We start from the raw sequence: 23711 nt of genomic DNA, 5'->3' as shown, positions 1-23711 counted from the left end.
ATCGAGGCAGAAACCGAACGATTTATGAGCAACCGCCTTGTTTTGACGGTCCTGCTTGATCGTTCGGTTTTTTTGCATACACTTTGTCGGTTTGACCTCGTTTTTTCCGAAAAAAGGGAGCCTTAGACGGTGTTTTTCTTTTCAGAAAATGCTATGATAGAAAACATGAAGAAGCAGATCGACAAACGATTGATGCGTTTCTTTTTACAAAATAAGTCAGTATAATCAGGTTGGAGGAGTTGTCAGAATGGGTACATTGATCAATGGAAAAGAATTGGCTGAAAAAATGCAAGCGGCGTTTCTTTCAGAGACAGCAACACTAAAAGAGCAGGGTGTGACACCGGGATTAGTTGTTTTACTTGTTGGAGAAGACAAAGCAAGCCAGACTTATGTGAAAAATAAAGAACTAGCTGCGGCGAAAATCGGCATCAATTCCCGTGTTGCCCGCTATCCTGAATCCATTACTGAGGCAGAATTATTAGCAGAAATCGAACAGTTCAATAACGATGATGCCTTTCACGGCATTTTGGTTCAACTTCCTTTGCCAAAACATATCAATGAAGAAAAAGTGCTGTTAGCCATCAAACCGGAAAAAGATGTCGATGGTTTTCATCCAATCAATTTAGGAAAATTATTTGCCGGTGTACCTGACCGAATTCCTTGTACCCCTTATGGCATCATGAAAATGTTTGCTGCGTATGGGATCGAATTGGAAGGGAAAAATGCTTTAGTTATCGGCCGCAGCAACATTGTCGGAAAACCGATGGCGCACTTGCTCTTAGGGGCAAATGCCACCGTGACTATTGCTCATTCAAAAACCAAAAATCTGCCTGAGTTAGCGAAGCAAGCGGACATTTTAGTCGTGGCGATCGGCCGCGGTCATTTTGTCACAAAAGACTTCGTAAAAGAAGGGGCCGTGGTGATCGATGTAGGAATGAATCGGGATGCCAATGGCAAGTTGATCGGCGATGTGAAATTTGATGAAGTCGAACCGATCGCTAGCTATATCACCCCGGTACCTAGAGGTGTAGGACCAATGACGATCACGATGTTGATGGCCCAAACGATCGAGGCAGCAAAGGAGACAATGAAAAACTAAATGGCGCAAGAATATTTAACGGTGACCGCATTAACAAAATATATCAAGCGTAAGTTTGACGTCGATCCGTATTTAGAACGGGTTTATTTGACGGGGGAAATCTCTAATTTTCATCGTCGCCCCAATCACCAATACTTTAGTTTAAAGGATGATGGTGCAAAAATTTCGACCGTCATGTTCAAGGGCGCTTTTGACAAGCTGCGCTTTCAACCAGAAGAGGGCATGAAAGTCATGGCGGTTGGACGTATCACCTTGTATGAGGCAAGCGGAAATTACCAAATGGTGATCGATCACATGGAACCAGATGGTGTCGGTGCCCTTTATCAAGCCTATGAACAATTAAAGCAGAAATTGGCAGCGGAAGGATTATTTTCTGCACCGAAGCAGTCGTTGCCGAAATACCCGAAACGCATCGCAGTCTTGACCAGTCCTAGTGGGGCGGTGATCAGAGATATCATCACGACGACCCAGCGGCGTTATCCCATTGCTCAGATCGTTTTGTATCCAACCGTGGTACAAGGCAACAAAGCCGCGGATGATGTGGTGAAAAATATCCAACGAGTCGAAGCCGATGGTACCTTTGATACTATGATCATCGGACGTGGGGGTGGGTCGATTGAGGACCTCTGGCCTTTCAATGAAGAACGAGTGGCAAGAGCCATTTTTGACGCAAAAACCCCCGTTATTTCTTCAGTGGGGCATGAAACCGATACGACGATTGCCGATTTAGTGGCGGATGTGCGGGCGGCAACTCCGACCGCAGCTGCCGAATTAGCAGTGCCCGTCCTATCAGAAGAGATTTTGCGGATCGAAGAAAGACAAGCCCGATTAGAGCAAGCTTTTATGCACCAGATCCAGTACAAACAAGAACGCTATCAGCGAGTGATTGGATCATATGTTTTTCGACAACCAGAGCGCTTGTATGAGGCACAGTCCATCAAACTCGATCAGTTGCAGCAGCGGATGCAGCAAGGTCTGCAAACCTTGCTTTATGACAAGGATCGCCATGCACAGCAATTGATTTCACGGTTAGCACAACAACAACCAAAAGCGCGATTGCAAGCTAGTAACCAAGAGGTCAGTTATCTTTCCCAACGCTTAATGAAAGCCATGAAAGATATTTATGCAGCAAAAGAAAATCAATTTGCAAATGCAGTCCAATCTCTTGATTTGCTAAGCCCACTGAAAATCATGGGTCGGGGCTACAGCTATACCACGAAAAATGAGCAGGTGATCAAATCGATTGATACGATCGAGCCAGAAGACCAGCTGACGATCCATTACCAAGATGGCCAAGCACTTGTCGAAGTTATTAGTACAGAAGGAGTTAATCATGGCAAATCCAACATTTGAAGAATCATTACAAGAATTAGAACAAATTGTAACCCGTTTGGAACAAGGGGATGTTCCCTTAGAAGAGGCACTAGATGCTTTTCAAAAAGGGATGGTTTTGAGTAAGCAATGCAAGGACACTTTGAGTAAAGCAGAAAAGTCCTTAACAAAAATGATGACAGAATCTAACGAAGAAGTGCCTTTTGAAGAGGAAAACCAATGAGTGCTTTAACAGAATTCACAAAAGAACACGCCCCATTGATTGAAGAAGTCATGGAGCGCTTTGTCAAAGAACACACCTCTGATCAACGATTGTTTAAAAGCATGCAGTATTCGATCCAAGCTGGCGGCAAACGTATTCGCCCGCTTTTATTGGCAGCAACAGTCGCCGCTTTTCACAAACCCGTCAATACCGCGGTGTACCAGTGTGCGGCAGCCCTAGAAATGGTGCATACGTATTCGCTGATCCATGATGATCTGCCAGCAATGGACAACGATGATCTGCGTCGAGGCAAACCTACCAACCATAAGGTTTTTGGTGAAGCTTTAGCGATTTTAGCTGGAGATGGTCTTTTGACGGCTGCATTTCAATTAGTCGCTATGGCGGAGATCGAAGCCAATCAAAAAGTCTTGCTGCTGCAGCAATTGAGTAAAGCGGCGGGAACACAAGGCATGGTCGCCGGCCAAGCAGCTGATATTCAAGGAGAAAACCAAGCCCTTAGTCTTGAGGAACTGATGTCCATTCATGAACGGAAAACTGGAGAATTGATCCGCTTTGCGGTGATTGCTGGAGGTGTCTTAGCCGACCAGACGGAAGAAGTTCTGCATGAATTGGATCGCTTTGCCCAGCATATTGGGTTAGCCTTTCAAATTCGCGACGATCTGCTGGATGCCACTAGTACGACCGAAGAGCTAGGCAAAGTTGTCCGTCGAGATGACGAATTGGCGAAAAGTACCTATCCTGCTTTACTTGGCTTAGCAGGCGCGCAGCAAGCCTTGACAGAAGAATTAGGCAAGGCCAAAGAAATTCTGGCGCAATTAAGTCAATACGGTCAATTTACGCCGGATGTTTTATTGGCATTTGTGGAACGATTTGAGATTCGAGGGAACGCATGAAGAAAGAACGAGTAGATGTTTTAGCTGTCCAGCAAGGCCTGTTTGAGACCCGAGAGCAAGCCAAACGGGGAGTGATGGCTGGATTGGTGTACAAAGAAAAAAATAATGAGCGCCTAGATAAGCCGGGAGAAAAAATTGCCGCAGATACGCTGCTGCAGATCAAAGGCAAAAAGCTGCCTTATGTTTCTCGTGGTGGTCTCAAGTTAGAAAAAGCACTCAAAGTCTTTGATTTTGACGTAACCGATAAAATCATGTTAGACATCGGCGCATCCACCGGTGGTTTTACTGATGCGGCATTGCAAAATGGTGCCAAAAAAAGCTATGCATTGGATGTCGGTTACAATCAGTTAGCCTGGAAGCTGCGGCAAGATGAGCGAGTGATCGTAATGGAGCGGGTCAACTTCCGTTATGCAAAACCAACTGATTTTTTAGACGGTCTTCCAGATGCCGCTACGATCGATGTTTCTTTTATTTCACTTAAACTGATTTTACCCCCGCTATATGATATTTTGGTAGCGGATGGCGAAGTGATGGCGCTGATTAAACCGCAATTTGAAGCGGGCAAAGAAGCAGTCGGGAAAAATGGGATCGTTCGTGATCCCAAAACCCATGAACGAGTTTTGGAGGAAGTACTAGCATTTGCTAAGAAAACAAACTTCGATGTCTTAAACCTAAGTTTTTCACCAATCACTGGTGGCGAAGGGAATATCGAGTTTATCGTACATTTAAAGAAAAGCCTGCAAGAAGGTACCGCAGTAGGGATCGATATCCCGAAAGTTGTTGCATCAGCACATGAGACCTTTCATCAACCAAAATAAAGAATGGAAGAGAGTGGACATTTTACTTGTCGGCTCTCTTTCTTTCTTGCGCAAAATAGGATAAAATTAGTAGGAATTCATTCAGGAGGAACAAGAGATGAGAAAAAAAGAACGGCATCGCTTGATTACACGATTGTTAAGTGAACAAGATATTCAGAAACAAGAAGATTTTGTCGAGTTGTTAAAAGATCGCGGCGTCTCAGTCACACAAGCAACCATATCAAGAGATATCAAGGAATTGAAGTTAGTGAAAGTTCCTTCCCAAAAAGGTGGCTATCGCTACAGTATCCCGCAAGAGACAACGGAAGACGTGAGTGGTAAACTAGATAAAATCCTAAAAACGGCTTTTGTTTCTGTCGATCGAATGGACAAATTTGTGATCCTGCGCACACTGCCCGGCAATGCCTCGGCTTTGGCGAATTTAATCGATAAACGTTATGCCAAGGAATTATTTGGCACGTTAAACGATGATGACAACGTCTTGATGATCACTAGAACAGAAGCAGATACCGAGAACCTATTCAGGGATTTCCAACGTTACGTTTAGAAGAGGAGGCAAGGGATGCTTTTAGAATTGTCGATCCAAAATTTTGCGATTATTTCCAACTTGCACTTATCTTTCCATGAGGGAATGACGGCACTGACAGGTGAGACAGGTGCCGGGAAATCAATTATTATCGATGCGATGGGTTTGCTAGCAGGCGGTAGAGGTTCCAGCGACTATTTGCGTCAAGGAGCAGAGAAATGCCGTTTAGAAGGGATCTTCGAATGGCCGAATCAGCAGGAGTTCAAAGACTTGACCGCAGATTTAGGTATTGATGAAGAAGAAGTTTTGATCGTACAACGAGATATCTCTCAATCGGGGAAAAATATTTGTCGTGTCAATGGTCGAACCGTTACCTTGTCGGTTTTGCGTCAAATCGGTTTATTCTTGGTCGATATCCAAGGACAAAATGAGCATCAAGAGCTGCTGCAGCCAGAAAAACATTTGACCTTGATGGATGGGTTTGGGGATGATAGCTTTAAAGCGGAGCTTGCGGATTACCGTCAAGCCTATCAAAGCTATCGCTCTTTAGAAAAACACGTCAGGACCATTCAAGAAAATGAACAGCTATATGTCCAGCGAATGGACATGTTGCGTTTTCAACAAGAAGAAATCGCCCAAGCAGAATTGATGGGAAATGAAGAAGAACTGCTGATCGATGAACGAGAAAAACTGACCAATTATCAAAAAATCGTGGATGCTCTAGGGCAAAGCTATGGTGCCTTATCTGCCGAAGAAGTCAATAGCCTAGATGGGGTCAGTGTAGCTTTATCCGAGATCCAGTCAATCGCCCATCTTGATCCGGCTTACGAAAAAATCAGTGAAGCGATCCAAAGTGCGTATTACTTGTTGCAAGATGCAGCCACTGATATTTCGCGGCAAGTCGACAATCTTGAATTAGATGAAGGCCGACTGGAAGAAGTCATTTCGCGGCTGGAAACGATTCGTCAATTGAAGCGCAAATACGGGGAGTCGATTCCTGTGATTCTTGCTTACTATGATGAGATCAGTAAAGAAATCAGCGAGTCTGCCTATACAGAAGGTCAGTTGGAGCAATTAGAAGAAGAGCTTGCCCAAAAAGCTGAAGCAGTTTGGCAGCTGGCGGAAGCCTTGCACGTCAAACGACGTGAACTGGCTCATCGTTTAGAAAAAGAAATCGTTCAAGAGTTAAAAGAGCTGTACATGGAGCACGCACAATTTGAAGTACGGTTTGCACCTGGCTCAAAACAATTGAGTAGCAGCGGATTTGACACCGTAGAATTTTATTTGACCACAAATCCTGGTGAAGGCATGAAGCCGTTGGTGCGGGTTGCTTCTGGGGGAGAACTTTCACGGATCTTACTGGCCCTCAAATCAATTTTCTCTCGGAAACAAGGAATCACCAGTATTGTTTTTGACGAAGTTGATACTGGGGTCAGTGGCCGAGTAGCCCAAGCAATTGCTGAAAAAATCGCCAAGATCGCAGCCAATTCGCAAGTTTTGTGTATCACTCACTTGCCGCAAGTAGCTGCTGTAGCGGATAATCAATATTTTATTGAAAAAGCAATTCAAGAAGGACGGACAGAAACCCACGTCCGTAAACTATCTAAAGAAGAACGGGTGGCAGAGATCGCCCGTATGCTCTCAGGTGCAGAAATCACCGATTTAACGATCGAACATGCACGAGAACTATTGGCACTTGCACACCGATAAAAATTGGGAAACATTCGTAGAAAGATTCAGGAGATGATGGACCAGCAAGTTTCGTCTGCCATCCTTTCCTGATCTTCTTTTTTGCAGGAGGATATGATGAGAAAAAGAACAAAAGTTTTGATTGGTGTATTGGTCACCGTTGTTATTTTAACTATTGCCGGTTGGATCGGTTGGCAACAACTACACTACCCAGCAGTTGATGCTGCAGTCACAGCTGCGAAAGAGGCAGAAGATGAGGGGAATGTCCTTTATTTTGCTGGAGATGAAGAAAAGCCATTGGTCATTTTCTATCCCGGCGCCCTTGTCGATGCGGAAAGCTATAGTGTATGGGCAGCAGGTTTAGCGGAAAAAGGCTATCCTGTCGCGATCGTTAAAATGCCCTTTAACATGGCTGTTTTATCAGGCAATCGTGCAGAAGAGGTCTTGAAAGAAATTCCCCATAACTCCTATGTCATTGGTGGTCATTCATTAGGTGGGGTAATGGCGAGCCGTTTTGCAGCGAATCAATTGGCTGCAAACGACAAGGATTTAAAAGGGGTCTTTTTCTTCGCAAGCTATCCCGATGAAAAAGGGTCTTTGGCTGATCAGTCGATTTCTGTGCTATCGTTGACAGGGAGTCAAGATCAGGTGGTCAATCAAGAAAATTGGCAAGCTGCCCGCAGCTTCCTTCCAGAATCTACCACGTTCCAAACGATCGAAGGCGGCAATCATGCTGGCTTTGGTACCTATGGGTTACAAAAAGGAGAAGCCGCTGCTGATTTATCAAATGAAGCACAGCAAAAAGCCATCGTTGAGCAGATGGCTGCGTGGCTAAGTGAATTAGAGTAAAAAAAGACGGCAGAAGATGCATAGAAATGCTTCTTTCTGCCGTTTCGATTCAACAGACATTTTGGGGAAATGTTGATGAAATCGTGAAAACGCTGAACATAACAACATATTGTACTTGATTGGGGAAGCAAGATTAATAATTATGTTCTTTTAAAATACGTTTCCTCTCACAGTATAGCATAGCATACCTTCTGGATGCACGTAATTTAATTAAGAAATTCTGTCATTTTTTTTACGAAACAGTTATTTTGAGAAAGAAAAAAAGCGTTTTAAATAAACGAACGGACGCTGTTCCAGAAAAAAAAGCAAATAATAATTTTCATTAAATTCAACTAATGGTAAAATGAAAATAATTGATTTTTAAGATCAATGACTTACGAAAGTACAAGGAGCGTTATGATGAAAAAATTTAAACTTCTAAGTCCTATTATCGGATTGGTTATTTTACTCTCAGGATGTGCAAGCTGGGCAGATAGAGGAGAATCGATCACCGCAGTCGGTTCCTCTGCTTTGCAGCCGCTAGTAGAAACAGTTGCAGAAGAATTTCAAAACTCAAATCCAGGTCGGTTCATCAATGTCCAAGGAGGCGGAAGCGGAACTGGACTAAGTCAAGTCCAAGCCGGTGCAGTCGATATCGGAAATTCTGATTTGTTTGCGGAAGAAAAGCCAGGAATCGATGCTGATGCCCTTGTTGATCATCGGGTGGCAACGGTGGGAATCACACCAATCGTTAACAAAGGAGTTGGTATCACAGACATTTCCACAGAAGATCTAAAAAATATCTTCTTAGGAAAGATCACCAATTGGAGCGAAGTCGGTGGAAATGATCTGCCAATCGTTTTATTGAACCGGGCGACAGGTAGTGGTACGAGAAGCACATTTGAAAAATGGATCATGGATGGCGAAACCGCTATTCCTTCTCAAGAGCAAGATTCTAGTGGGATGGTACGCTCGATCGTTTCTGATACACCAGGGGCTATTAGCTACGTTGCATTTTCTTATGTGACTGATGAAGTCAATGTCCTTTCAATTGATGGCGTTGAACCTACGATTGAAAATGTGACGACGAATGATTGGAAAGTTTGGGCGTATGAGCATATGTATACAAAAGGAGAACCAACCGGATTAACTGCTGAGTTTTTAGAATATATGCTTTCTGACGAAGTCCAAGAGCATATCGTTGGGGATCTAGGCTATATTCCAATTTCCATCATGCAGGTGGAAAGAGACTGGGAAGGCAATATTGTTGAATAATCTTTACACAAAATTTACACAAGCTTTAACAGAAATTGATGTTGAACCGATAAACTAATGGTTATGAGTTTAGTTTGATTTTTGAGGAGGAACCCTCGTGGAAAATGTAAAAGAAGTGTTAACAAAAAAATCTAAGCGCGCAAGAATGGAACAAAGAGGAAAACTAATCAGTTTTCTTTGTATCGCGTTGATTGTTTTGGTTGTGATCTCCATTTTTTATTTCGTTGCTAGCCGAGGATTAGCGACATTCTTTGTAGACAAAGTCAATGTGTTTGACTTTTTGTTTGGTACCCAATGGAATCCGAGTGCTGTGGGACCTGATGGACAACCGTTAGTTGGTGCCTTGCCGATGATTCTAGGATCGTTCTTCGTAACGTTCTTATCAGCGATCGTGGCAACACCTTTTGCCATCGGTGCAGCCGTCTTTATGGTAGAAATCTCACCTCGTAATGGAGAGAAGATCTTGCAGCCGGTCATCGAACTTTTAGTCGGTATCCCTTCAGTTGTTTATGGATTCATCGGTTTGTCTGTCGTTGTACCAGCAGTCCGCTCCGTTTTTGGCGGTACTGGTTTTGGGATCTTGGCAGGGACGTTTGTCCTGTTTATCATGATCTTACCGACAGTGACTACGATGACTGTCGACGCTTTGCGGGCAGTTCCACGGCATTATCGTGAAGCTTCGTTAGCTTTAGGTGCGACTCGCTGGCAAACGATTTACAAAGTTGTTTTACGAGCAGCTGTTCCTGGTATTTTAACAGCGGTTGTTTTTGGAATGGCGCGGGCGTTTGGTGAAGCATTGGCGATTCAAATGGTTATTGGTAATGCGGCATTGATGCCAACTAGCTTAGTGACACCAGCTTCAACATTGACTTCTATCCTAACGATGGGTATCGGAAATACGATCATGGGGACAGTCCAAAATAATGTTTTATGGTCATTAGCCTTGATCTTGTTATTGATGTCCTTACTATTTAACATTGTTATTCGCTTTATTGGGAAGAAAGGAGCCTTGAAATAATGAATGCAAAACGTTCAGATAAAATTGCTACCGGCGTCTTGTATGCCGTTGCTGGAATCATTGTTTTGATTTTGGCTTCCTTATTACTGTACATTTTGGTTCGGGGGGTTCCTCACATTAGCTGGGAATTTCTGACCTCTTCTTCAAAAGCGTATCAAGAAGGCGGCGGGATCGGCATCCAATTGTTCAATTCCCTTTACTTGCTTTTAGTAACAATGATCATTAGCTTCCCGATTTCTTTAGGAGCGGGGATCTACTTATCAGAGTATGCAAAGAAAAACTGGTTAACGGATATCATTCGGACATCGATCGAGATTTTGAGCTCACTGCCTTCAGTGGTTGTCGGTCTCTTTGGTTTCTTAGTCTTTGTTATTCAGTTTGGTTATGGCTTTTCAATTATTTCTGGTGCCTTGGCATTGACCTTCTTCAATTTGCCACTATTGACGAGAAATGTAGAAGAATCACTTCAAGCAATTCATTACACGCAACGTGAAGCAGGCTTGTCTCTTGGTTTGTCACGTTGGGAAACGGTCACACGCATCATTGTTCCAGAAGCAACACCAGGGATTTTGACTGGGGTCATTCTAAGTTCTGGTCGGATTTTTGGTGAAGCGGCAGCGCTGATCTATACTGCAGGACAAAGTGCACCGGCCCTTGATTTTACAAACTGGAATCCATTGAGTGTTTCCAGCCCGATCGGTCTTTTCCGACAAGCGGAGACGCTGGCAGTCCATATTTGGAAAATCAATACAGAGGGCACGATGCCTGATGGCGCACAAGTTTCAGCTGGAGCTTCGGCAGTATTGATCATTGCCGTCTTGCTATTTAACTTTGGCGCCCGTGCAGCTGGCAAACGGTTGTACAAGAAAATGACGTCAGCATAAGGAGAATGACAGTATGAACGATTACAATTGGGATGATCGAAATATCATTACCTTCGATAAACCAGAAGATGTGGCGCTTTATACCACTGACTTGCATGTATGGTATGGATCAAATGAAGCCATCAAAGGCATTGATCTACAATTTGAAAAGAATAAAATCACCGCATTGATCGGTCCCTCTGGTTGCGGAAAATCAACGTATCTGCGTTCCTTGAATCGAATGAATGACGGAATCGCAAATACGAGAGTCACAGGAAACATCATGTACAAAGGGGTCGACGTGAACACGAAAGAAGTCGATGTCTTCGAAATGCGTAAGCGGATCGGCATGGTTTTCCAACGACCAAACCCTTTCAGTAAATCGATCTATGACAACATCGCCTTTGCTTTGCGACGTCATGGAGAAAGAAACAAAAAGAAATTGGATGAAGCAGTCGAAACCAGCTTGAAACAAGCCGCACTTTGGGATCAAGTAAAGGACAGCTTAGACAAAAGTGCTTTGGCATTGTCCGGTGGACAGCAGCAACGTCTGTGTATCGCTCGAGCAATTGCGATGAAACCAGATATTTTGCTTCTAGATGAACCAGCTAGTGCCCTTGACCCCATCTCAACCGGGACAGTGGAAGAAACTCTTATCAACTTGAAAAACGACTATTCAATCATCATCGTGACCCACAACATGCAGCAAGCTGCTCGGATCAGCGATTATACCGCCTTTTTCTACTTAGGAAATGCGATCGAGTACGATGAGACCCGTAAGATATTTACTCGTCCAAAAATTAAAGCAACAGAAGATTACGTATCCGGTCATTTTGGCTGAGCCGATTCGATCAGTAAACGGAGGCAAAACAATGGCAGAAGAAATTATTACATCGAAAGATCTGCATTTATACTACGGAAAAAAAGAAGCATTAAAAGGAATCGACCTTTCCATCAAAAAAGGCGAGATCACTGCGATGATCGGTCCTTCAGGTTGTGGGAAATCGACCTACTTGCGTTCTCTTAATCGAATGAATGATTTGATCCCTGGTGTGACAATTACAGGAAGTGTTGTCTATAAAGGGAAAGACATTTATAGTCCGAAGCAAGACATCGTTGATTTGCGTAAAGAAATCGGGATGGTTTTTCAGCAACCGAATCCATTTCCCTTTTCAATTTACGAAAATGTGATTTATGGGTTAAAATTAAAAGGAGTCACGGACAAGGCGATTCTTGATAAGACGGTAGAGGAAAGCTTGAAAGCAGCGTCTGTCTGGGAAGATGTCAAAGATAAGCTTCACCAAAGTGCGCTATCTTTATCCGGTGGACAACAGCAGCGGGTATGCATCGCTCGGGTATTGGCTGTCGATCCAGAAATCATTTTGCTGGATGAACCAACCAGTGCGTTAGACCCAATTTCATCTGGGAAAATCGAGAATACCCTTTTGGCACTGAAAGAACGCTATACCATGATCATCGTGACTCACAACATGTCACAAGCTTCAAGAATCTCAGATAAAACCGCGTTCTTTTTGGACGGCAACTTGATCGAGTTTAATGACACGAAAAAAGTGTTCCTAAGTCCAAGCAAAAAAGAAACAGAAGATTATATCTCAGGAAGATTTGGTTAGGAGGAAAAGGGATGTTGCGTACACAGTTTGAAGAAGAATTATTAAATCTACACAATCAATTTTATGAGATGGGGATGCTAGTCAGCAGCGCGATCCACAAATCCGTACGAGCATATGTCAGACATGATAAAGCAATTGCTCAAGAAGTGATTGAAAATGATTTGGCGATCAACAATATGGAAGTTCGTTTGGAGAAAAAGAGCTTTGAAATGATTGCTTTGCAACAACCAGTAACCACCGATCTACGAATGATCATTACTGTAATGAAAGCCAGCTCTGACTTGGAACGAATGGGAGACCATGCAGTATCGATCGCGAAGTCAACGATTCGGGTCAAAGGTGAAACACGGATCGCCGAAATCGAAAAAGAAATTTCTGATATGTCGGATTATGTGAAGAAAATGGTCGATAATGTTTTAGTTGCCTATGTAAAAACTGACCAAGAAGATGCCCGTATGATTGCCCAAATGGATGATCGGGTCAATGAGTATTACAAAGACATCTATTACAAAACGATCGAGAGTATGAAAGAAAATCCGGAAACCGTTGTTAGTGGAACCGATTATTTATCTGTTGCACAGTACTTAGAACGTATCGGTGACTACGTAACGAATATTTGTGAATGGATCGTGTATCTTGCTACTGGGAAAATCAGTGAATTGAATACAAACCGTACGGAAATGATTTAAGAAACCAGCTTAGGTTCTTGATCACTTATCTCTTTTAAAAGAGATGGGACAGACCGCCGAAAGAAGTTGACCTTTAAGGAGTAACTTCTCTCGGCGGTCTTTTTGATTTGGAAGAATCACTGAAATAGATGACGTGAACAAGATAGACAAATTATAAAATGGCTTCCCTAAAGATGGACAATGGAAATCGATTCTATCGTAACCGAATTTTTCAAGTTGAACCTTCTGCTCTTTTCATCCCCGACCCGCAGTGAAATGAACAATAGATCATTTACTCTAGCAGGCCTATTCCTCAAGGCTGCTATTAGCTGAAACTTTTGTTTCCAATGGTTTTTCGTGGTACTGTTAAGATAAGGAAGATCGTTTTGTGCCTAAAGTAATGAAGAAAAGTGCCGGTTCTGCTTGCCAATCTGCAGATTGAGAAAAACTTGGTACTTAAGACCTATGACACTTTTGCAAAAACAAGGCATAATAGGTTCGTAAGCTAAACTTGCAATCACACATTTGCTGAAGGAGGCAATTTCCATGAACGAAAGAGAACGTATATTGGATCTAGTAAAAAAAGGTGTGCTTTCTACAGAAGAAGCCTTAGATTTACTAGAAGGTATGGCAAAAGCCAAAGACGAAAAACAAATTAACAAAGCTGCTGCTGAGGTAACCGCGGATAAGAATGCGACAAGCCCATTTGATGATACTGAAAATGACGATGAGATGTTCACGTTTGACGGCGAAGAAAAACTTCGTCAAAACGAAGCGCAAGACAAAGAAAATCTTGAAAAGATTCTTGATGGCTTAGCAACGGAAGCCAACCAAGCATCTGCTGAGTTGGACGAAATCAATGCTGAAATTCTTGGCGTCAAAGAAGAATTAAAAGAAGCGCAAGAAACTCTGATGCAATTGAATACCAAAGAAGAATTGGATCAATTGTCAGAAGAGGAATTGGCAACACGTCATGAAACAGAAGCGACCATTACTGGCTTAGAAGAAACGTTAGATGGCTTAACCGAAGAAAAAGCAGAATTGGAAGCAAAACTAAAAAATATTCGCAAAGACCAATGGTCTCAAACGAAAGAGAAAATCTCTCAAAAATTAGATATTCCAGAAGATTGGAAAGAGCAAGCGACCGATACTATCAATCAAGTAAGTGAAAAAATGGTCGATGCCAGCACCCACTTCGGACACTTCTTGAAGAAAACGGTTCGAGCAGTAACGGATTCTGTTAACGACAACATGGAATGGAAAGATATCAACTTGAAAGTTCCCGGTGTTGCAGCGACGAAATTTGAACACACATTCAGCTATGACGAAACGGCAGCGACATTGATCGATGTGAAGTTAGCCAACGGCAATGTTTCCTTCCAATTATGGGATGAACCAGGTGTCAAAGTAGATGCCAAAATCAAACTATATGGTAAAATGGATGCGGCGGAGCCTTTCGATGCTTTTGAAGCAAGAAGCCAAATCAATGTCGATGACGAACGCATCTCCTTCCAAATTCCAAACAAACGCATTCGTGCCGATCTGGTTTTCTATTTACCAAAACGTACCTATGATCATGTAGCAGTAAAACTATTGAACGGAAATGTTACATTCAATGAATTGGATGCAAAAGATGTTTATACAAAATCAACAAATGGCAATATCGATTTCCGCAAAGTAAACGCATCGATGTTAGAGATTGAAGGCGTGAATGGAACGATCACTGTTCAAGAGGGTGAGATTTTAGATGCCATCATCGAAACAGTGAATGGCGACGTGACGTTGACAGCCACACCACAAAACACCGGTATTTCTTTAGTAAACGGCAATATCCGTGTGACCTACAAAGAAGAAACGGTCCAAAAATTAAACGCCAGCTCTGTAAATGGCAATGTTAAAGTAGCATTACCTGCAGGGATCGGTTTTGAAGGGATCGCCAAAACAAGTTTAGGTAGCATTAACAATCGCTTAAGTGAGATGGAAGTTGTACGGGAGAAAAAAGAACGCCTAAACCAACTATTGCAATTCCGTCGGGTTGCCGATAAAGTCGCACAAATCGATCTATCCACAACAACAGGAAATGTCTTTATCAAAGATACAGATAAATAAGAATAGTTGAGTATACACTCATTAAAGAAAAGAAGGAAGGTGTAGATAAATGAACAAAAAATTAACAAAATCAGCCAATAACGTTGTCATTACAGGGACTCTAGGGGGTCTGGCAGAATACTTGCGAATCGATCCAACTATCGTTCGCGTGATCTATGTCTTTCTATCTTTAGTGACTGCTGGGTTCCCTGGAATCACTTTATATATCATCATGGCGGTCTTGATTCCTTCAGGACGCAAGAGCTCCTCAGGATATGGTCATGACAATCGATATTACAAACAAAACAAATACAATGAAGCAAATCGTCCCCGTAAAGAAGCGGAAAAGGTAGAGGATGAGGACTGGAGTGACTTCTAGTGTCTTATTTTCAACGGCTTATCATGAATACACTGACGTTTGTCACATTGGCGGTTCTATTACCAAATATGATCCACGTTCAAAGCATTATGACTGCAGTGATCGCCAGTTTTGTACTGTCGATCCTGAATGCTTTGATTAAACCAATTCTGATCGTCATTTCATTTCCATTGACTTTACTGACGCTTGGGTTTTTCACCTTTGTGATCAATGCGCTCATGCTGAATTTGACTTCGTATTTTGTTGGGTCAGCCAACTTCGGCTTTTCCTCGTTTGGGGCTGCTTTATTAGTGGCACTGATCATGTCAGTGATCAATATGATCGTGACCGAACACCATATCGAAAAATATTCACGTTAAAAAGACGTTTCACGTTTTCTCCTACTAGCTACGAAGCTAGTGGAGAAACGGAAACGTCTTTTTTTAGTTTAACTGTTCTTCTTTGATGGCTGACAGATACGTATCTACTGCCTGTAAGGTTTCATCAAGCGCTCCTTTTTCAAAAGGTGAACGTAGATGAGCCAGAGCCAGGATCTCAAGAAATGTTTTCGTGCCGCCGACTTCGCAAATGGCCAAATAATCTTGCCAAGCGGTTTCGTCTTTTGCCACGATGAATCGATACCAAAATTGGAACGCACACACTTGTGCCAATGTGTAATCGATATAGTAGAAAGGTGATTCAAAAATATGCCCCTGTCTGAACCAATACAAGCCACGATCAAGGTCTGGATACTCTGAATAATCCCGTTCTGGACAGTATTGGCGCTCTAATTCCCGCCAACGGGCTTTGCGCTGTGATGGTGTCCATTCAGGATGCTCATAAACGTCTTGTTGGAAGTGATCTACTAAAACGCCATAAGGCAGAAATTGCAGGCTGCTAGCAAGATGCGCAAATTTGTATTTTTCTGTTTCTTCTCCAAAAAAGGCGTCCATCCATGGCCAAGCGATAAACTCCATCGACATTGAATGGATCTCGCAAGATTCATAATTTGGAAACAAAATTTCTGGTTCTTTGATCCAACGAGAGCGAAAGGCTTGAAAGGCGTGGCCAGCTTCGTGGGTCAAAACATCGACATCGCCCGAAGTACCGTTAAAGTTGGCAAAGATAAATGGCGATTGATATTCTTGGATAAAGGTACAGTAGCCGCCAGATTGTTTGCCTTTTTTGCTGAGGAGATCAAGCAAGTCATGTTCGACCATAAAGTCAAAAAATTCGCCAGTTTCAGGGGATAGTTCCTGATACATCACACGGGCTTTTTCCACTAGTTCTTCAGGTGTTCCTTTAGGCTCTGCGTTGCCACTAGGATAAACAAGTGGCAAGTCGGTAAAAGTTGCTTGTGCCAATTGATTACGCTGTGCCTGTCTTTGGTACAGTTTTTGGGTGATTGGGACGACTTTTTCTAAAATTTCACGACGATAGGTCTCAATCATTGAACGATCATAGTCCCAACGATTCATTTGGGTATCCGCAAAGGCGACGTAATTTTCAAAGCCGAGCTTGTGGGCGATCTCGGTACGAACCTTGACCATCTCGTCATAAATTTGATCAAAACGGTCTTCATTTTCCGTGAAGAAAGCCGTTTGCTTTTCAAACGCTTCTTTACGAACGCTGCGATCTTTATTTTCGGTAAATGGTCGCAGTTGTGCGAGGGTATAGGTTTCTCCTTGGAAGTCGATTTGGGCAGAAGCGACCAATTTGCTGTAATCGGAAGCCAATTGGTTTTCTTTTTGAAACAATTCGATCAAGGCATCATCAAAAAGCTTCACGCGGCTTTCGGCAAACAAGAAAAGTGTTTCTGGATATTCGGCTTTTAATTCATCTAAGACCGGTGAAGCCAAGAGTGCTTGATAGAATTGAAAATCCAGAGCTTCAAAATGAGGCTGGTATTCATTCCAGAAAGTGTCTTCTGTTTCATAAAAGGCATCGTTGGTATCGATCGAATAACGGATCGAAGCCAAGTTCATTGCGGTATCGATCGTTCCTCTTAGTTCGTTCAAAGCATCAAGAGCTTGCTTCGCCTCCGAGAAGGTATCGGCTGACTGAAGGTTTGCTAATGCTTTTTTGAATGTTTCTTGATAGACTGGAAAATCAGGGCGTTGATACGTGTATGCTGAAAATTTCATTAAAAATCCCTCCTTAGTAAAATAATAACACAAACGAAAAAGAATGAGGACTTCTATTGGCGAAGGTAGTAACTTTACTGATAGAATGATAAAATAGAACCAGAGTGTCGTTTACAAGAAGCAGCGGCAAGAATCATTGAGAAAAGAGGGAAAACCTATGGCAGAAACCGTCAAAGTCAGCGAGCTGGCGGAGGCTTTAAATTTAGAGATAGTTGAAGGAACTGAAAACAGTTTAGAAAGAGAAATCATTACCGGCGATATTTCCCGACCTGGTTTGGAATTGACGGGTTATTTTAATTACTATTCCCATGATCGTCTGCAATTATTCGGCAGCAAAGAGATCACCTTTGCGGAACGAATGATGCCAGAAGAACGCTTGATGGTGATGCGCAAAATGTGTGCCGATGATACACCGGGATTTATTGTTTCTCGCGGCTTGGAAGTACCAGCAGAAATGATTCAAGCCTGCAAAGAACATGAGATTACGATTCTACGTTCGCCCATCTCAACGTCACGTCTGCAAGGAGAGCTTTCTAGTTTTCTCGATGGGCGTTTAGCAACAAGAACCAGTGTCCATGGGGTATTAGTGGATGTCTATGGCTTGGGCGTTTTGATCCAAGGCGATAGCGGAATTGGTAAAAGCGAAACAGCATTAGAGTTGATCAAACGTGGGCATCGGTTGATCGCTGACGACCGTGTGGATGTGTATAAGCAAGATGAATTGACTTTGGTGGGGGAACCGCCGAAAATCTTGCAACACTTGATCGAGATCCGGGGAATCGGGATCATCGATGTCATGAATCTTTTTGGTGCCAGTGCCGTACGAGGGTATATGCAGGTTCAAGTAGCGGTGTATTTAGAAGCTTGGGCGAAAGACAAAAAGTATGATCGACTAGGAACCGATGATACGACGGTTGAAATTGGTGGCGTTGATGTACCACAAATCAAAATCCCCGTAAAAACTGGTCGAAATGTTGCGATCATTATCGAAGTTGCTGCCATGAATTTCCGGGCGAAAACGATGGGTTATGATGCTACGAAGACCTTTGAAAATCGATTGACGCAATTGATCGAAGAAAATTCTGGAAACTAGAGAGGATAAGATAGATGTTAGGTTTAGTAAATCGAGTCGCATTTGAACTATTTGGTTTGCCGATTTATTGGTATGCGATCATTATCGTATCAGGCGTGATCATTGCTATGTGGTTAAGCACGAGAGAGGCGGTTCGTGTCGGGCTCAAGCCAGATGATGTGACTGATTTTATGTTGATTGGATTGCCAGTATCGATCATTGGTGCACGGCTTTATTATATTCTATTTGACTTGCAATACTATATTGATGACCCAAGTCAAATTTTCAATATTCGGTCTGGTGGGATCGCTATCTATGGTGCATTGATCGCCGGGGGGATTTGGCTGTACTTTTTCTGCCAACGAAATTTTATTTCTCCCTGGACCTTTTTAGATATCGCCGCACCAAGTGTCCTATTGGCACAAGGCATCGGGCGTTGGGGCAACTTTATGAACCATGAAGCATTTGGAGCAGAAGTCAGCCGCTCCTTCTTAGAAAGTTTGTATATACCGAAATTTATTATCGATAATATGTATATCGACGAAGCGTATCGGCAGCCGACGTTTCTTTATGAATCGGTTTGGAATGTGATCGGATTTATCGTTTTGATTTTCTTGCGCAAGAAAACTGGGTTATTAAAAGAAGGCGAAGTTTTCTTGAGCTACTTAATTTGGTATGGGTTCGGACGCTTCTTTATTGAAGGAATGCGCACCGATAGTTTATACTTATTTGGGGATATCCGTGTGTCACAAGCACTTTCCGCTTTATTATTCTTTGGAGCGATTGGGCTATTGATCTGGCGTCGGAAAAACCAAACTTTAAAAGACTACAATCGCAGCTTTGGCAAAAACCAAACGATTATCTAAACAGTTATTTTATCGAAATTATGGTAAAATGATAAAGTGCATGAATTTGCGAAAAGGATAGAGGAGGTTTCCATAGTGAAACAGAAAATCGCCGTTTTAGGTCCCGGATCATGGGGGACTGCTTTGGCACAAGTCTTGTCTGAAAACGGACATGAAGTGACTATTTGGGGCAACAATCCCGCCCAAATCGATGAAATCAATACGTATCATACCAATCGGCATTATTTGCCTGATTTGAAATTACCTGAAAATATTTTAGGCTGCAAAAATCTAGAAGAGGCGATCCAAGGGGCAGATGCTGTCTTGTTTGTAGTACCAACCAAAGCGATTCGTGCCGTGGCACAAGAATTCACTAAGAAGACAACCGGTAAACCAGTCATCATCCATGCCTCAAAAGGATTAGAACAAGGCAGTCATAAACGAATCTCAGAAGTACTTGCCGAAGAGATCCCAGCCGATAAACGGCAAGAAATCGTTGTCCTGTCAGGACCATCACATGCCGAAGAAGTCGCTGTCCATGATATTACCACGATCACGGCAGCTTCAGAAAATGAATCGGCTGCTAAATATGTACAAGAGCTATTTATGAATGATTACTTTAGAATCTACACCAATAACGATGTGATCGGTGTCGAAACTGGCGCCGCGCTGAAAAACATCATCGCTATTGGTGCCGGAGCGATTGCTGGACTGGGCTTTGGGGATGATGCGAAGGCTGCGATCATGACCCGTGGGTTAGCAGAAATCAGTCGTCTCGGTGTGGCAATGGGTGCAAATCCATTAACCTTTATCGGATTGAGTGGTGTTGGCGATTTGATCGTCACGTGTACCAGTGTCCATTCGCGGAATTGGCGTGCCGGAAACCTATTAGGAAAAGGCCATAGCTTAGACGAAGTGTTAGACAATATGGGCATGATCGTTGAAGGAGTTTCAACCACCAAAGCTGCCCGCGAATTAGCAGAAGCTTTGTCAGTGGAAATGCCAATCACAGAAACGATTTATTCGGTCTTGTATGAAGGCAAAGACATCAAGCAAGCAGCTAAAGATATTATGCTGCGAGACGGCAAAGAAGAAAACGAATTTACGGTAGATCAATCATTATGATTAAAGGAGCGAGTCACATGAATGTCAAAAAAGCAGTTATCCCAGCAGCCGGTCTAGGTACCCGATTTTTACCAGCTACAAAGGCAATGGCAAAGGAAATGTTGCCGATCGTTGACAAACCAACGATCCAATTTATCGTGGAAGAAGCTTTACAATCAGGGATCGAAGATATTTTGATCGTAACAGGAAAAGCAAAGCGTCCGATCGAAGACCATTTCGATGCCAATTTAGAATTAGAGATGAATCTAAAAGAAAAAGGCAAGACAGAGCTTTTGAAATTAGTGGAAGAAACAACTGACGTAAATCTGCATTTCATTCGCCAATCTCATCCGAAAGGATTAGGCCATGCCGTATTACAGGCGCGGGCATTTGTCGGAAATGAACCGTTTGTAGTCATGCTAGGTGATGACTTGATGGAAGATCAAGTGCCATTGACGAAACAGCTGATCGATAATTATGAAAAAACGCATGCATCAACGATCGCTGTCATGGATGTTCCTCATGAAGATACATCAAAATACGGAATCATTGATCCTGGTATGGAAGTTGAAAAAGGCTTGTTCAATGTCAAAAACTTTGTTGAAAAACCAGCGCCAGAAAATGCGCCAAGTGATTTAGCAATTATTGGTCGCTACTTGCTGACCCCTGAAATTTTTGATATTTTAGCCAATCAGGAACCTGGTGCTGGCGGCGAGATCCAATTGACGGATGCCATCGACACATTAAACAAAACCCAACGCGTGTTTGCTCATCAATTTACCGGCAAGCGTTACGATGTAGGAGACAAATTTGGTTTCTTAAAAACAAGTATTGAGTATGGTTTAGTACACCCTGAAGTCAAGGACAACTTGAAAGAGTATTTGATCGAGTTAGGAAAAGAACTAGCTCCGGCTCAAAAAGAAGTCAAAGAAGCACCGAAAGAGTCAAAAAAATAACAAAAACTCCTAAACAAGGCAATTTCTGATGAAATTGCTTTGTTTTTTTATTATTTCCTGTTGAAAGCGGATAATTTTCTTAAAAATGCAGTCTTTTATTTGTAGAAAGTGCAGTGAAATGCTATTCTTAATATAAGTAAATGGGGAAAGGAGCCATTCTATGTCAGGAGGAGAACTAGCTGCATTGATTGCTGCGATCGCATTTGTCGTATTGGTCATTTTCGTCGTTCGTTTGTTGATGCAAGTCAGCAAGACAATGACCAAAGTAGACAAAACGGTCGAAGAAGCAAACACAACCATCCGTGTCATTACCAAAGACGTTGATATTCTTTCAAAAGAGGTTGAAGGTCTTTTGGTAAAAACGAATGAGCTTTTACAAGATGTGAACGGAAAAGTCGCAACCATCGATCCTTTGTTCACAGCAGTTGCAGATCTAAGTACCAGTGTTTCAGAACTAAATGTTTCTGGAAAAAATTTAATTACGCGCGTGGGTAGTCTTGGCCGGACCACTGCCAAAGCAACGGTAGCTGGAAAAGTCGGTCAAACAGCCATGAAATTTTTCAAAGACAAAAATAACCAAAAATAAAAGGAGGACTTTCAATGAGTAAAAAAGGCGGATTTTTATTAGGAGCAATCATCGGAGGAACAGCGGCAGCAGCAGCAGCACTTTTGTTGGCGCCAGAATCTGGTAAAACATTAAGAAATAAATTAGCAAAACAAGCAGACGATTTATTAGATAAAGCATCTGATTATGGTGATTTAGCCAAAGAAAGAAGTACGGATCTTGTCGATATCGCTAAAGATAAAGCAGCAAAATTAAGCGAGCAAGCATCTGACTTTACCGGTTCTTTAACAGCGAAAGTCGATGACTTAAAAGAAACAGCAGCTGGTTCATCAGAAGAAACCGTTGAAGAGTTAAAGAAACAAGCAGGTGATCTATCAGAACGCTTCAAAAAATCAGCAAGCGATGTGAAAGAAACAGCGAAAGATGCCAAAGAAGATGCAGATGATACAGTCCAAGATATCATCATTGATGCAAAATCTTCTGCAGCGGATATGAAACAAACCGTCAAAGAAGGGGCACAAGAAGCAAAACCTGTAGTTGAAGAAGCCAAAAAAGACGGTCAAGCAGCCGCAGCTGATTTGAAAAAAGAAGCTGGAAAAGCAGCGGATGATGCCAAAAAAACAGCGAAAGCAGAAACAAAAGAAGCTAAAGCTGACTTGGAAGATGCAAAAGAAGAATTAAAAGATACATTAGAAAAAAACAATCCTGAAGCATAAGCAAGGATACAAAATTTGATTACTTTAAAAGATAAAAACGTTCGCCAGTTAAATCGGCGAACGTTTTTCGTGACTTCAGTAGCTATTCGTTTGATGCTTGGGTGATTTCCCAATCGCAAAGTTGATAGATCCAATCCCGCAGTTGACTGAATGGAAACCCAATTCCCTCAGCGAGAGCAACATTGATCGAATAAACAGGTGTACCATTGTAAGGGCCTTGATCACCTGTTTCTGAAAAGAGAGGGGAAAGACCGGTTTTTTCCGTTACGTATTGCAGCACTTCTTCTAAAGAAATCGTGCCTTTTGACGCACCGTTGATGGGTCCTGTGAAAGAGCTGGTACCTAAAAACGCTAAAAATTGGCCAGCTTCTTCAGCATCGACAAAGCCCATTTGATGCGTTAGATTATCGACAGCCATTGGCTTTTGCTTTATCAGATGGTCGATGTAAAAGGCAAAACGTTTTGTATAATCATCTGCACCGATCACGTAAGGAAAGCGGACAAAAACGGACGGAATCTGACTGTAGTTTTGGGTAAGAATCTCTTCAACGGTTCGTTTGCCTTCAGCATAATTGACTTCCTCAGAGCAAACAATTTTGACCGCTTCTTTGGCAGGATCAAAATCCGCTTCTTTCAAATCGAAGTGCAGTTCATGATAGGCAGACATCGAACTAGTGACAATGTAGCGTTTGGGTGTTACATGACGCAACAGAATCTCAATATCATTTGAAGTATAAGCAATATTGTCGTAAATAACATCATAGGTTTCTTGTGTCAACGTCGTTTTGATACTTTGTTCATCCGTGCGATCAAAGACAAGTCGGTTGACTTGATCCCCAAAAGAATCAGTCGTCTTCCCTCTGGTAGCGATCGTGACATCACAGCCTTGATCCACTAAAGATTGGACCAAATATTTACCGAAAAAACGCGTGCCGCCTAAAACTAACACTTTTTTACTCATAAGAACACTCCTTTTCATGTAATTACAACATATTGCGCC

Annotated in this window: 25 protein-coding genes; 23 read left to right on the top strand and 2 right to left on the bottom strand. The window is 42.5% G+C overall.

What is annotated here, in order from left to right; all coding sequences use genetic code 11:
• The first annotated feature begins 247 nt into the window (after window positions 1-247).
• The 17 genes from CXM95_RS10845 (at window position 248) to CXM95_RS10765 (ending at window position 15689) form a co-directional block, all read left to right on the top strand.
• Entirely contained in the window at window positions 248-1099 is an 852-nt protein-coding gene (locus CXM95_RS10845; RefSeq protein WP_005235351.1) for a bifunctional methylenetetrahydrofolate dehydrogenase/methenyltetrahydrofolate cyclohydrolase, read from the top strand.
• Window positions 1100-2452 (top strand): exodeoxyribonuclease VII large subunit, encoded by a 1353-nt coding sequence (xseA, locus tag CXM95_RS10840; RefSeq protein ID WP_101699156.1) that lies wholly within the window; start codon window positions 1100-1102, stop codon window positions 2450-2452.
• Entirely contained in the window at window positions 2433-2654 is a 222-nt protein-coding gene (locus tag CXM95_RS10835) for an exodeoxyribonuclease VII small subunit (RefSeq protein WP_005235356.1), read from the top strand. Before xseA ends, CXM95_RS10835 begins: the two co-directional genes overlap by 20 nt.
• The gene (locus tag CXM95_RS10830) at window positions 2651-3547 is read left to right on the top strand and encodes a polyprenyl synthetase family protein (protein ID WP_005235358.1); all 897 of its coding nucleotides are present in this window, start codon (window positions 2651-2653) and stop codon (window positions 3545-3547) included. Before CXM95_RS10835 ends, CXM95_RS10830 begins: the two co-directional genes overlap by 4 nt.
• Complete coding sequence (locus tag CXM95_RS10825) at window positions 3544-4365, top strand: TlyA family RNA methyltransferase (protein WP_008378483.1); 822 nt, start codon at window positions 3544-3546, stop codon at window positions 4363-4365. Before CXM95_RS10830 ends, CXM95_RS10825 begins: the two co-directional genes overlap by 4 nt.
• A 97-nt stretch (window positions 4366-4462) precedes the next feature.
• Window positions 4463-4912, top strand: a complete 450-nt coding sequence (argR, locus tag CXM95_RS10820) for an arginine repressor (protein WP_005235362.1) — start codon at window positions 4463-4465, stop codon at window positions 4910-4912.
• 15 nt (window positions 4913-4927) lie between these two features.
• A complete protein-coding gene (gene recN / locus CXM95_RS10815) occupies window positions 4928-6601 on the top strand; it encodes a DNA repair protein RecN (protein WP_008378481.1) in 1674 nt (557 codons plus the stop codon).
• Between the two features lie 96 nt (window positions 6602-6697).
• On the top strand, window positions 6698-7429 hold the full coding sequence (locus tag CXM95_RS10810) for an alpha/beta hydrolase (protein WP_008378480.1): 732 nt from the start codon (window positions 6698-6700) through the stop codon (window positions 7427-7429).
• 399 nt (window positions 7430-7828) lie between these two features.
• A complete protein-coding gene (locus CXM95_RS10805; RefSeq protein ID WP_008378479.1) occupies window positions 7829-8683 on the top strand; it encodes a phosphate ABC transporter substrate-binding protein PstS in 855 nt (284 codons plus the stop codon).
• A 97-nt stretch (window positions 8684-8780) separates the two neighbouring features.
• A complete protein-coding gene (gene pstC, locus CXM95_RS10800; protein WP_005235375.1) occupies window positions 8781-9701 on the top strand; it encodes a phosphate ABC transporter permease subunit PstC in 921 nt (306 codons plus the stop codon).
• Window positions 9701-10585, top strand: a complete 885-nt coding sequence (pstA, locus tag CXM95_RS10795; RefSeq protein ID WP_008378478.1) for a phosphate ABC transporter permease PstA — start codon at window positions 9701-9703, stop codon at window positions 10583-10585. The genes pstC and pstA overlap by 1 nt, the downstream gene beginning before the upstream one ends.
• Window positions 10586-10598: 13 nt before the next feature.
• The gene (gene pstB / locus CXM95_RS10790; protein ID WP_005225783.1) at window positions 10599-11405 is read left to right on the top strand and encodes a phosphate ABC transporter ATP-binding protein PstB; all 807 of its coding nucleotides are present in this window, start codon (window positions 10599-10601) and stop codon (window positions 11403-11405) included.
• Between the two features lie 31 nt (window positions 11406-11436).
• Entirely contained in the window at window positions 11437-12195 is a 759-nt protein-coding gene (gene pstB, locus CXM95_RS10785) for a phosphate ABC transporter ATP-binding protein PstB (RefSeq protein ID WP_005235379.1), read from the top strand.
• Between the two features lie 11 nt (window positions 12196-12206).
• Window positions 12207-12884 (top strand): phosphate signaling complex protein PhoU, encoded by a 678-nt coding sequence (gene phoU, locus CXM95_RS10780; protein ID WP_008378477.1) that lies wholly within the window; start codon window positions 12207-12209, stop codon window positions 12882-12884.
• A gap of 525 nt (window positions 12885-13409) precedes the next feature.
• Window positions 13410-14972 carry a daptomycin-sensing surface protein LiaX gene (gene liaX, locus CXM95_RS10775; protein WP_016612240.1) on the top strand — a complete coding sequence of 521 codons (1563 nt, stop codon included), beginning with the start codon at window positions 13410-13412 and terminating at the stop codon, window positions 14970-14972.
• Between the two features lie 49 nt (window positions 14973-15021).
• Entirely contained in the window at window positions 15022-15330 is a 309-nt protein-coding gene (locus CXM95_RS10770; protein WP_016612239.1) for a PspC domain-containing protein, read from the top strand.
• Window positions 15330-15689: a phage holin family protein gene (locus CXM95_RS10765; protein ID WP_005225788.1), complete on the top strand. Its 360-nt coding sequence runs from the start codon at window positions 15330-15332 to the stop codon at window positions 15687-15689. The genes CXM95_RS10770 and CXM95_RS10765 overlap by 1 nt, the downstream gene beginning before the upstream one ends.
• A gap of 63 nt (window positions 15690-15752) precedes the next feature.
• Here the strand turns inward: CXM95_RS10765 and CXM95_RS10760 are convergent, their stop codons facing one another.
• On the bottom strand, window positions 15753-17453 hold the full coding sequence (locus tag CXM95_RS10760; protein ID WP_008378475.1) for a M3 family oligoendopeptidase: 1701 nt from the start codon (window positions 17451-17453) through the stop codon (window positions 15753-15755).
• A 157-nt stretch (window positions 17454-17610) separates the two neighbouring features.
• Here CXM95_RS10760 and hprK point away from each other — a divergent pair, with 157 nt between their 5' ends.
• The 6 genes from hprK to CXM95_RS10730 all read left to right on the top strand — a co-directional run bounded on the left by hprK (window position 17611) and on the right by CXM95_RS10730 (window position 22711).
• Window positions 17611-18546, top strand: a complete 936-nt coding sequence (gene hprK / locus CXM95_RS10755) for an HPr(Ser) kinase/phosphatase (protein ID WP_005235388.1) — start codon at window positions 17611-17613, stop codon at window positions 18544-18546.
• A gap of 14 nt (window positions 18547-18560) precedes the next feature.
• On the top strand, window positions 18561-19391 hold the full coding sequence (lgt, locus tag CXM95_RS10750; protein ID WP_005235390.1) for a prolipoprotein diacylglyceryl transferase: 831 nt from the start codon (window positions 18561-18563) through the stop codon (window positions 19389-19391).
• Between the two features lie 75 nt (window positions 19392-19466).
• The gene (locus CXM95_RS10745) at window positions 19467-20495 is read left to right on the top strand and encodes an NAD(P)H-dependent glycerol-3-phosphate dehydrogenase (protein WP_008378474.1); all 1029 of its coding nucleotides are present in this window, start codon (window positions 19467-19469) and stop codon (window positions 20493-20495) included.
• Window positions 20496-20512: 17 nt separating this feature from the next.
• The gene (galU, locus tag CXM95_RS10740; protein WP_008378473.1) at window positions 20513-21430 is read left to right on the top strand and encodes a UTP--glucose-1-phosphate uridylyltransferase GalU; all 918 of its coding nucleotides are present in this window, start codon (window positions 20513-20515) and stop codon (window positions 21428-21430) included.
• A gap of 160 nt (window positions 21431-21590) precedes the next feature.
• On the top strand, window positions 21591-22016 hold the full coding sequence (locus CXM95_RS10735; protein WP_005235398.1) for a DUF948 domain-containing protein: 426 nt from the start codon (window positions 21591-21593) through the stop codon (window positions 22014-22016).
• A 14-nt stretch (window positions 22017-22030) separates the two neighbouring features.
• Window positions 22031-22711, top strand: a complete 681-nt coding sequence (locus tag CXM95_RS10730; protein WP_005235400.1) for a YtxH domain-containing protein — start codon at window positions 22031-22033, stop codon at window positions 22709-22711.
• Between the two features lie 82 nt (window positions 22712-22793).
• On the opposite strand, the gene CXM95_RS10725 is transcribed toward CXM95_RS10730, so the two are convergent.
• Entirely contained in the window at window positions 22794-23672 is an 879-nt protein-coding gene (locus tag CXM95_RS10725; protein WP_034872569.1) for an NAD-dependent epimerase/dehydratase family protein, read from the bottom strand.
• Window positions 23673-23711: the final 39 nt, after the last annotated feature.

Source organism: Enterococcus sp. CR-Ec1 (assembly GCF_002850555.1).
In the GTDB taxonomy this organism is placed as follows: Bacteria; Bacillota; Bacilli; order Lactobacillales; family Enterococcaceae; genus Enterococcus_D; species Enterococcus_D entomosocium.
This window is presented reverse-complemented; position numbering and strand designations above follow the sequence as displayed.

What these genes read in the sequence shown, in the direction of transcription:
- CXM95_RS10845 (WP_005235351.1), top strand. Translation starts at nt 248, where the DNA reads ATGGGTACATTGATCAATGGAAAAGAATTGGCTGAAAAAATGCAAGCG.
- xseA (WP_101699156.1), top strand. Translation starts at nt 1,100, where the DNA reads ATGGCGCAAGAATATTTAACGGTGACCGCATTAACAAAATATATCAAG.
- CXM95_RS10835 (WP_005235356.1), top strand. Translation starts at nt 2,433, where the DNA reads ATGGCAAATCCAACATTTGAAGAATCATTACAAGAATTAGAACAAATT.
- CXM95_RS10830 (WP_005235358.1), top strand. Translation starts at nt 2,651, where the DNA reads ATGAGTGCTTTAACAGAATTCACAAAAGAACACGCCCCATTGATTGAA.
- CXM95_RS10825 (WP_008378483.1), top strand. Translation starts at nt 3,544, where the DNA reads ATGAAGAAAGAACGAGTAGATGTTTTAGCTGTCCAGCAAGGCCTGTTT.
- argR (WP_005235362.1), top strand. Translation starts at nt 4,463, where the DNA reads ATGAGAAAAAAAGAACGGCATCGCTTGATTACACGATTGTTAAGTGAA.
- recN (WP_008378481.1), top strand. Translation starts at nt 4,928, where the DNA reads ATGCTTTTAGAATTGTCGATCCAAAATTTTGCGATTATTTCCAACTTG.
- CXM95_RS10810 (WP_008378480.1), top strand. Translation starts at nt 6,698, where the DNA reads ATGAGAAAAAGAACAAAAGTTTTGATTGGTGTATTGGTCACCGTTGTT.
- CXM95_RS10805 (WP_008378479.1), top strand. Translation starts at nt 7,829, where the DNA reads ATGAAAAAATTTAAACTTCTAAGTCCTATTATCGGATTGGTTATTTTA.
- pstA (WP_008378478.1), top strand. Translation starts at nt 9,701, where the DNA reads ATGAATGCAAAACGTTCAGATAAAATTGCTACCGGCGTCTTGTATGCC.
- pstB (WP_005225783.1), top strand. Translation starts at nt 10,599, where the DNA reads ATGAACGATTACAATTGGGATGATCGAAATATCATTACCTTCGATAAA.
- pstB (WP_005235379.1), top strand. Translation starts at nt 11,437, where the DNA reads ATGGCAGAAGAAATTATTACATCGAAAGATCTGCATTTATACTACGGA.
- phoU (WP_008378477.1), top strand. Translation starts at nt 12,207, where the DNA reads ATGTTGCGTACACAGTTTGAAGAAGAATTATTAAATCTACACAATCAA.
- liaX (WP_016612240.1), top strand. Translation starts at nt 13,410, where the DNA reads ATGAACGAAAGAGAACGTATATTGGATCTAGTAAAAAAAGGTGTGCTT.
- CXM95_RS10770 (WP_016612239.1), top strand. Translation starts at nt 15,022, where the DNA reads ATGAACAAAAAATTAACAAAATCAGCCAATAACGTTGTCATTACAGGG.
- CXM95_RS10760 (WP_008378475.1), bottom strand. Translation starts at nt 17,453, where the DNA reads ATGAAATTTTCAGCATACACGTATCAACGCCCTGATTTTCCAGTCTAT.
- hprK (WP_005235388.1), top strand. Translation starts at nt 17,611, where the DNA reads ATGGCAGAAACCGTCAAAGTCAGCGAGCTGGCGGAGGCTTTAAATTTA.
- lgt (WP_005235390.1), top strand. Translation starts at nt 18,561, where the DNA reads ATGTTAGGTTTAGTAAATCGAGTCGCATTTGAACTATTTGGTTTGCCG.
- galU (WP_008378473.1), top strand. Translation starts at nt 20,513, where the DNA reads ATGAATGTCAAAAAAGCAGTTATCCCAGCAGCCGGTCTAGGTACCCGA.
- CXM95_RS10735 (WP_005235398.1), top strand. Translation starts at nt 21,591, where the DNA reads ATGTCAGGAGGAGAACTAGCTGCATTGATTGCTGCGATCGCATTTGTC.
- CXM95_RS10730 (WP_005235400.1), top strand. Translation starts at nt 22,031, where the DNA reads ATGAGTAAAAAAGGCGGATTTTTATTAGGAGCAATCATCGGAGGAACA.
- CXM95_RS10725 (WP_034872569.1), bottom strand. Translation starts at nt 23,672, where the DNA reads ATGAGTAAAAAAGTGTTAGTTTTAGGCGGCACGCGTTTTTTCGGTAAA.